This window comes from Rhodomicrobium udaipurense JA643 (assembly GCF_000636015.1).
Taxonomy (GTDB): Bacteria; Pseudomonadota; Alphaproteobacteria; order Rhizobiales; family Rhodomicrobiaceae; genus Rhodomicrobium; species Rhodomicrobium udaipurense.
Genome location: NZ_JFZJ01000035.1, coordinates 21,692 through 29,265, shown reverse-complemented (window position 1 = coordinate 29,265; position 7,574 = coordinate 21,692). Strand labels below are relative to the sequence as shown.

At 59.7% G+C, this 7,574-nt stretch carries 7 protein-coding genes and 1 pseudogene; 7 read left to right on the top strand and 1 reads right to left on the bottom strand.

Going from position 1 to position 7,574, the window contains the following annotated elements:
* The 3 genes and pseudogenes from T281_RS19075 to T281_RS07390 all read left to right on the top strand — a co-directional run.
* Positions 1-470, top strand: a pseudogene (locus T281_RS19075) (hypothetical protein); the annotation flags it as partial.
* A gap of 502 nt (positions 471-972) precedes the next feature.
* Positions 973-2,913, top strand: a complete 1,941-nt coding sequence (locus T281_RS17590; RefSeq protein WP_162173134.1) for a hybrid sensor histidine kinase/response regulator — start codon at positions 973-975, stop codon at positions 2,911-2,913.
* Between the two features lie 126 nt (positions 2,914-3,039).
* Positions 3,040-3,405, top strand: coding sequence for an NADH-quinone oxidoreductase subunit A (locus T281_RS07390; protein ID WP_013421194.1), 366 nt, complete (start codon positions 3,040-3,042; stop codon positions 3,403-3,405).
* 12 nt (positions 3,406-3,417) lie between these two features.
* On the opposite strand, the gene T281_RS17585 is transcribed toward T281_RS07390, so the two are convergent.
* Positions 3,418-4,236, bottom strand: coding sequence for a glycosyltransferase family 25 protein (locus T281_RS17585; protein ID WP_052037224.1), 819 nt, complete (start codon positions 4,234-4,236; stop codon positions 3,418-3,420).
* A 200-nt stretch (positions 4,237-4,436) separates the two neighbouring features.
* Between T281_RS17585 and T281_RS07380 the strand changes: the two genes are divergently transcribed.
* The 4 genes from T281_RS07380 (at position 4,437) to T281_RS07365 (ending at position 7,348) form a co-directional block, all read left to right on the top strand.
* Positions 4,437-4,991: a NuoB/complex I 20 kDa subunit family protein gene (locus tag T281_RS07380; protein ID WP_013421196.1), complete on the top strand. Its 555-nt coding sequence runs from the start codon at positions 4,437-4,439 to the stop codon at positions 4,989-4,991.
* Between the two features lie 8 nt (positions 4,992-4,999).
* Positions 5,000-5,620, top strand: coding sequence for an NADH-quinone oxidoreductase subunit C (locus T281_RS07375; RefSeq protein WP_037236605.1), 621 nt, complete (start codon positions 5,000-5,002; stop codon positions 5,618-5,620).
* A gap of 40 nt (positions 5,621-5,660) precedes the next feature.
* Positions 5,661-6,908 (top strand): NADH-quinone oxidoreductase subunit D, encoded by a 1,248-nt coding sequence (locus tag T281_RS07370; RefSeq protein WP_052037223.1) that lies wholly within the window; start codon positions 5,661-5,663, stop codon positions 6,906-6,908.
* Between the two features lie 161 nt (positions 6,909-7,069).
* Positions 7,070-7,348, top strand: coding sequence for a hypothetical protein (locus T281_RS07365; protein ID WP_037236602.1), 279 nt, complete (start codon positions 7,070-7,072; stop codon positions 7,346-7,348).
* Positions 7,349-7,574 lie beyond the last annotated feature (226 nt).

Genomic DNA, 7,574 nt, shown 5'->3' with positions numbered 1-7,574 from the left:
TCGAAGAGCGGGGCGTCAGCCTCTGGTATGCCGACATCGAATCGGGCGATGGCGATCAGGGTCTCACGCCCACTGCTTTCGCCAACCGAACCCTCGCGCGCCTCAAGGAAGCAGGCAAAGGCGTCCTCGCCCTTCGCGATACCAGCAAGATGACCGTGGACGCGCTCGACAGCATCCTCATCAACATGGAGATCGAAGGGTTCAAGATCGTTCAGATCGTACCGACCGCCAATTTCGAGCCAAAAGCGGAGGTCTCGGAGAAGCTTTCGCTTCCTGCCGCGGTCGCGCCGCCCCGAGTAGCGAGGCCTGCCGCCGATCAGAGGGCAGAGCAGCAGCGACGCGATGCTCCGCGTCCGCTTGCGCGCGAGACCCCTCGCGTCGCCGCCCCGGCCGCACAGCCTCAGCGACGCCTGAGCGAACGGGAGAATGCCGCGCGACAAACCGGAAGCGGAGCCGACTCACGTCAGTGACGCCGCCCCGCTTTGGCGACGGCCGTTAACGAACTCCTACGACCGCCTCAGGCCGCGTCCAGAGATTGCGCGCGCATCCCGGTTTCCTGTTTCAACGAACCGGCGGCAAAAGAGCGTTTCGTCCGTAGGCTTCCTTTTTTTGGACAGGCTGGAACCGCTTCCGTCCCCGGTTATATCCATCTTAGCGACCACGGAATATATCCTTGTTTATGTGGGATAATATATTATATTTCAATGGCTTATGCGGAGATATTGAAGTATTTTAGTCAAATTTCACAGCAAGTATTAGCAAGGTGAAAGCAGTGGCTTCTCCCTTTACGGCATTTCACTTGACCCTGACGCTCAAGCGCGCAGTTTGATGTGGAATTGATCGGGCTTATCGGTCGATATCGTCTGATAATACCGTCCTCACAGAGTGTGTTCACTCTCCTGTATGGATTTCGAGGTGATGATCCTGCAAACCCTTGCAAGGGAAGATATGTGCGCTCCGCCGGATGACAGCATGCAAGATGCGGTCGTCGTAACGGACGAGACAGGCAAATTCCTATGGGCCAACGCGGGCTTCGCGCGGCTCACGGGTGTTCCCGCGCACGAAATTGCCGCGCGCACACCGTCTTCGCTCCTGCAATCGCCCGGCATGAACAGAAATGCTGTCGCGGCAGCGCTGCTGCATGCGCTCGAAGCGAAAGAACCCGTGAAAACGCAGGTTCTGGGCGAGAGACGGGGCATTCCCGTCTGGTTCGACCTCGAAGTGATGCCGCTGCTCGACGCCGACGGGCATATACGCGGGTTCGTCGCCATTCAGCGCGACATTACGTTTTGCGTCGGCCGGGATTGCGACGTTACCAAAGCGGTTCTCGGCAGCAGCAAGGCCGAGGGACGCTTGCGCGCTGCGGTCGAGGCCATATCGGACGGTTTCGCCATTTACGACGAAAACGATCGGCTGCTCATCGCCAATGAAGCGTTTACCAAGCTTCACGAAGGAATCGAAGACGCCCTCGGCCCCGGAGCATCGTTCGAGGATCTGTTGCGAAGCACACTTGCGAGAGGGCTGATCGACATTGGATGCGAGGATCCCGACCGCTGGCTGGACCGTCAGCTTACCGCTTCCAAGCACGCGTTTTCTGAAATCCACATGCGATTCGCTAACGGTTGCTGGATGTCACGGCGCCACAAGCGGATGGAAAACAACGAAACCGTACGCATTTGGACCGATATCAGCTCCCTGAAGCGTCAACAGGCCGAACTTGAGGATGCGCGTGCGCGCGCCGAGGCGGCCGACAGGGCAAAGAGCCAGTTCCTCACCAATATGAGCCACGAAATGCGTACGCCGATGAACGGCATCATCGGATTCAACGAGTTGCTGCTTCAAGGCAATCTGAGCGACACGCAGCGCGATTACGCGACCCTTATCCAATCGTCGTCCAAGTCGCTCATGTCGCTGATCGACGAGATCCTTGATCTCGGCAAGATCGAACGCGGCACACTCGAAATCCAGAGCGCCCCGTTCAAGCTGGTTCAGCTGATTTCGGCGGCACGCTCGCTTCAGGCGCTCGCCGAGGAGAAGGCTCTGCAATTGAAGGTCTGCAGTACCTTGCCGTCGCAGACAATTGCCATCGGCGACGTGGAGCGCATTCGCCAGATCCTCGTCAACCTGCTCGGCAACGCGATCAAGTTCACCGAAACTGGCGAGGTGACGCTATCGATTTCAGCCGAAAACAACGGGCTGGCCTTTTCCGTTAACGACACCGGGCCGGGCATCGCCCCCGACCGCTTGCGCAAGATTTTCAACCGCTTCTATCAGGCTGATGACACTTGTTCCGGCAAGGTCCAGGGTAGCGGCCTTGGCCTCGCCATCGCGAAGGAACTCACCGAACTGATGGGCGGCACCATCACGGTCGAAAGCGAGCGCGGAGAAGGTTCGACATTCCTTGTCTGGTTGCCGCTGTGGCTCGACAACGATCAACTGCAATTACCGCCTGCGCAGAGCAGCGGCAGCGCGGGCGCGGAGGAAACCGCGCAGCTCACGCCCTGCGTCTACGATGTGCTCGTCGCCGAAGACCACCCGATCAACCTCAAGCTTGCGCTCGCGCTCCTGCAAGCCGCCGGATGCGAGACGCATTCGGCTGAAAACGGCCAGCAGGTGCTCGTGAAGCTCGAAAAGCGCGATTACGATCTCATCATCATGGACAGCCAGATGCCCATCATGAATGGCGTCGAGGCTATAAGGATCATCCGGCACCGTGCCGACTGGAAGCGGGACATTCCGATCCTGTCGCTCACCGCCGACGCGATGAAGGGCGCGGCGGAGTATCACGCGTCTGCCGGCGCTGACGGTTATATGGCGAAGCCGCTGAAAAGCGATTGTTTCATCTCGACGGTGAAGCGCCTGGCGGAGCGGGGCCGCGATCTGCGTCTGCGTAATCAGGAGAAGGCAGCCTGAAGTTTCCGCCGGAGCCTGTCCGATCGCAGTTGGTTGCGAAGAAGCGCCGTTGCGTACGATGCGTAAATCGTGCAAAAAAGAGGGATCGCCGCACAGCGCAGTCGCCCCCAATCGCGAACGAGCCTCATGACCGAACTGCTTCAGCAATATTTTCCGCTTGTGATCTTCCTTGGCGTTTCGCTCATCATCGGGCTTGGGCTGCTTGTCGCCCCGTTCTTCGTCGCACCGAACAACCCCGACCCGGAGAAGGTGGCCGCGTATGAATGCGGCTTCCCGGCTTTCGACGACGCTCGCATGAAGTTCGACGTGCGCTTTTATCTCGTCGCGATCCTGTTCATCATCTTCGACCTCGAAGTGGCCTTCCTTTTCCCTTGGGCGGTGGCGTTCAAGGAGGCAGGGGTCGCAGGTTTCTGGGCGATGATGGCGTTCCTTTCGGTGCTGACCATCGGCTTCATCTACGAATGGAAGAAGGGCGCGCTCGACTGGGATTGAGCCCGCCTTGCTCTATCTGGTGGCGCGCCAGCTGGGGCTTACGATTAATGTCACGGTGTTCTTCAGGCCATGGGAATGCAGACAGAATCGAATTTCCTGAACGCGCTTTCGCAGAAGCGACCATCTTTTACGAATGCTGTGCCAAATCCTTTTGGACCGTGTCTTTCTTTTGCGCTGCTTCGATTTGCTACGCTCCATTTCCGTGGCGAGTTCCTGCCAAACCGGAAGGGGGAGGATGTGGGCGATCGAAAGCCCGCTCCGTGTATATGAGAACGCCTGCCAATCGAAGATATCGGTCATTTGCCGTAGCTGGGGAAGAAGCTTTCTCGCGCCTTCCTGCGTTATAATATAAGCGGCGCAGCCGGGCTCTCCGCCCTGGACAACAAAAACAAGCTCGCACTCTCCGAATTTTCCGAGAGTCATCACACGAACCCTAGGTTCAGGAAAAGCGATCTCCAATTTCAACACGTCAGTGCCGGTTGGCCATAATAGCTTGGCGTCCAGGAAGACCGGAAAGCAGGGATCAAAGTCCACATCATCCTCGATGATGCAGGCGCGCTCGTGTCCGCGTTCGACGATCAGCTCAAGCAGATGACGGTGGCTTAGAAAATTTCCGACTTCTCCGACCACGGGCCTGCCTTTGCCTAGCCAGGACTCCACCGGGGCAACGATTTCGACGGATCCGGCTGGAAGCGTTCTGCCGTCGATGGCCGCAAACCGCTCGTAGGCGATGCCGAGAGAGCTTAGCTTCTCGTCCATGCGGGCGAGGCGATGAGGCGCCCGGTCAAGATTGATGAGGAAAACCGGAATGTGGTCGACAACATTTTTCATTTGAGAGAGACACATTATCAATTAAGGACTATTGCGCTCTTTAGCGCATCCTTGCGAAGTGTTGCAAGCCTAAGTGCTTGCATGGTTTGACGGGTAGCCGCCTCCGCCCTTATGTCACGCGGCCGAGCGGCAAAAACCGCTTGGCGTTTGCCACCATCTCGCCATATATCGAACAAGGTAAAGCGCTCACTGTAGGTTCGATGACCACGCCCGGATTTCCACTGCCATTTTATGACACTCCAGGCCGCCCTGGGGCCGGAGCCGCCGTCGACTTCGACGGGCTGAACGCCCAGCTTGCGGACAAGGGTTTCCTCGTCACGAGCACGGAGGATGTGATCAACTGGGCGCGCACCGGCTCGCTCATGTGGATGACGTTCGGCCTTGCCTGCTGCGCCGTGGAAATGATACAGGTGTCGATGCCGCGCTACGATCTCGAGCGTTTCGGCACGGCGCCGCGCGCAAGCCCGCGCCAGTCGGACCTGATGATCGTCGCCGGCACGCTGTGCAACAAGATGGCGCCCGCGCTCCGCAAGGTCTACGACCAGATGCCGGAGCCGCGCTACGTTATCTCCATGGGTTCCTGCGCGAACGGCGGCGGCTATTACCACTATTCCTATTCGGTGGTGCGCGGCTGTGATCGCGTCGTGCCGGTCGATGTCTACATCCCCGGCTGCCCGCCCTCGGCTGAAGCGCTGCTTTATGGCATCATGCTTTTGCAGAAGAAAATCCGCCGCACCGGCACGATTGAACGATAGGCGAATCGATGACGAACACGGTGAAGCTCGAAGCGCTGGCCGAGGCACTGAAGGGCGCTTTCCCCGAAGGCGTCACGGAGACACGGTTCGCGCTCGGCGAACTGACCGTGATGGTGGATCGCGCCCGCATTCCAGCCATCGCCGAATTTCTGCGGAGCGATCCGGCGTGGCGCTTCACGATCCTCGTCGACATCTGCGGTGTGGATTACCCCGAGCGCGCCGAACGCTTCGATGTCGTCTATCATTTCCTCAGCATGTATCAGAATTTGCGCGTGAGGCTGAAGACAACGACCGATGCCGCAACGCCGGTGCCGAGCCTTGTCGGGGTGTTTCCCGCCGCGAACTGGTTCGAGCGCGAAGCCTACGACCTTTACGGCATCCTGTTCGAAGGTCATCCAGACCTGCGCCGCATCCTCACGGACTACGGTTTCCGCGGCCATCCGCTGCGCAAGGACTTCCCGCTCACGGGCTTTGTCGAATTGCGCTACGACGAAGAGCAGAAGCGGGTCGTCTACGAGCCGGTGAAGCTTCCGCAGGAATTCCGCAGCTTCGACTTCCTCTCGCCGTGGGAGGGCGCCGATTATCTGCTTCCCGGCGACGAGAAGGCGACGACCGCGCCGAAGGCGTAAGCGACCATGACCATAAAAGACAATCGGGCAGCGAGGCTCCATGGCTGACGGCAGCGGCGCGGTGAGCGAGGCGTACAAGGTGGAAACTGAAAGCCTGGAGCGTCCGCCGGAGAACCGCAACTTCACGATCAATTTCGGGCCGCAGCATCCGGCCGCGCACGGCGTGCTCCGGATGATCCTCGAACTCGATGGCGAGGTCGTGCACCGCGTCGATCCGCATATCGGGCTTCTGCATCGCGGTACCGAGAAGCTCATCGAGCACAAGACCTATCTTCAGGCGATCCCCTATTTCGACCGGCTCGACTACGTCGCGCCGATGAATCAGGAGCACGCCTTCTGCCTCGCGATCGAGAAGCTGCTTGGCGTGACGCCGCCGATTCGCGGCCAGCTTATCCGCGTGCTCTTCTCGGAAATCGGCCGCATCCTCAACCATTTGCTGAACGTCACGACGTTCGCGCTCGACCTCGGCGCGTTGACGCCGCCGCTCTGGGGCTTCGAAGAGCGCGAAAAGCTAATGGTGTTCTACGAGCGCGCGAGCGGGGCGCGGCTCCACGCGAATTACTTCCGCCCCGGCGGCGTGCATCAGGATCTTCCACAGGCGCTTGTCGACGATATCGAAGCGTGGTGCGACAGCTTCCTCAAGGTGCTGGCCGACCTCGATACGCTTCTCACCGATAACCGCATCTTCAAGCAGCGCACCGTCGATATTGGTGTCGTTAGCCTTGAGGACGCCATGGCTTGGGGCTTCACCGGCACCATGATACGCGGCTCGGGCGCGGCTTGGGATTTGCGCAAGAGCCAACCTTACGAGTGCTACGCCGATCTCGACTTCGACATTCCGATCGGCAAGAACGGCGACAACTGGGATCGGTATCTCATCCGCATGGAGGAGATGCGCCAGTCGATCCGCATCATGAAGCAGTGCATCGAGCGCCTCAATTCGCCAGCGGGCAAGGGGCCGGTGATCCTGCCGAACAACAAGGTCACGCCACCGCGCCGCGAGGAGATGAAGCGCTCGATGGAAGCGCTCATCCAACACTTCAAGCTCTATACCGAGGGCTTTCGCGTGCCGGAAGGCGAGGTTTATGCCGCCGTCGAAGCACCGAAAGGTGAGTTCGGTGTCTATCTCGTGGCGGACGGCACGAACCGCCCGTATCGCTGCAAGATCCGCGCGCCCGGCTTCCCGCATCTCGCCGCGATGGACTTCCTGTGCAAGGGGCACATGCTGGCGGACGTGGCGGCCATCCTCGGCAGTATCGATATCGTGTTCGGCGAAATCGACCGCTGATCGCGATCGCGCGCGCAGCCTTGTCGCGACGGCCCGGGCGCGGTTGCGACAAGATGCACGGAGCTTGGAACGCCGGTATGAGATCCGGCTCAACGAAAATCAGAGCGCGCTTTTGGTTCCACCAAAAGCCCTAACGCTCGAAAAAAGGGGGATGCAGCGCGATGTGGAACGTGGTTGCCTGGGTGCTTGCGGCAGTGACTGGCGCGGGTTTCGGCGCGTTTGCGAAGTCCACCGGGATGCTCGGTATCGATGCCGGGCCGTTTTCGGTCGTCTTCATGTTCCTGTCGCTGGTACTGATCTCGTTCGTCTATCAGTTCCGGGTCAACATGCGCGACAAGGGCGACGGCCGCGGCCTCAGGATCGTGCCGCCCGCACCCGATATTCTCGTCGAGGCGGTCATCTTCTTCGCGGCCGCGCTATCGGCGATGAAAAGCGTCTGATTGAAACAGCGGGCGAGCGCGCGCTATGTGGGGTTTGCAACCTCCAACGCTTTCACGGGGATGCTTTCGGCGCGCTGCGCGCGCGCCAAATTTACGCATAGATATGCGATCTTCACGGTCCCACCCCCCAAAAATGCCCCGAGAAGAAAATAGCTAGGTTGGTGCCGTCAGACAACTGGGTTTTCGAAGAGGTTGCTGGAACGTGCCGCCCGCGCTAGGTGTCAGG